Source organism: Microvirga sp. P4_G7, from assembly GCF_056401005.1.
In genome coordinates, this window is sequence record NZ_JBFUKD010001055.1 from 1 (window position 1) to 833 (window position 833).

Annotated in this window: 1 protein-coding gene; it reads right to left on the reverse strand. The window is 63.7% G+C overall.

Going from position 1 to position 833, the window contains the following annotated elements; genetic code table 11:
• Positions 1-833 (reverse strand): DEAD/DEAH box helicase (locus tag AC1DT3_RS22975; RefSeq protein ID WP_477467470.1); only part of this gene is annotated, 833 nt, incomplete at both ends.

An 833-nucleotide genomic window follows, 5' to 3' on the forward strand; every position in this document is an offset into this window, starting at 1 on the left:
AGTCCCACCTGATCACCGAAGACCTGCCGGAGATGTTCGAACCGGTCTTCGGCAGCGGCGAGATCGACAGTCTCGGACTCGCCGATGAGCGGACAGACCCAATAGACGCGATCGTTTTGCGCAACCGCCCGGCCGATTGCTTCCGTCACTTGGTCCAGACGCTCGATCGAGATCAACTTGGTCGAAATCGGCTTTCGACCGGCCGGCTTTTCGCTCAGCACGGACACGTCCATATCGCCGAAATAAGTGAGGGCGAGGGTGCGTGGGATCGGCGTCGCGGTCATGACGAGAATATCGACCGCGGCCCCTTTCGCCCCGAGCGCCAAGCGCTGGTGCACGCCGAAGCGATGCTGCTCGTCGACGACGGCGAGCCCGAGATCGTGAAACGCGACATCGTCCTGGAACAGGGCGTGTGTGCCGACGGCGATCTGAATGCTGCCGTCGGCCAGGCCGGCGAGAGTTTTCTTGCGTTCCGCGCCACGGTCTCGGCCAGTGAGAAGCGCGATCGACAGATTGTTCTGGCGAGCGAGCGGGGCGAGCCGCTCATAGTGCTGTCTCGCCAGAATCTCGGTCGGGGCCATCATCGCGGCCTGGCGTCCTGCCTCGATGGCACTCGCCATGGACAACAACCCGACGACCGTTTTCCCGGATCCGACATCGCCCTGAAGCAGGCGCAGCATCCGCTTGTCGTCGACGAGATCGCGTCGGATGTCGGCGATGGCTTGGACCTGGGATCCGGTCAGACCGAACGGGAGCGATTTCTCGATCCGCGCGACAAGGCTTCCGTCGCCCGCATTGATCCGACCGGGCAATCTCCGCATGCGGCTGCGCAC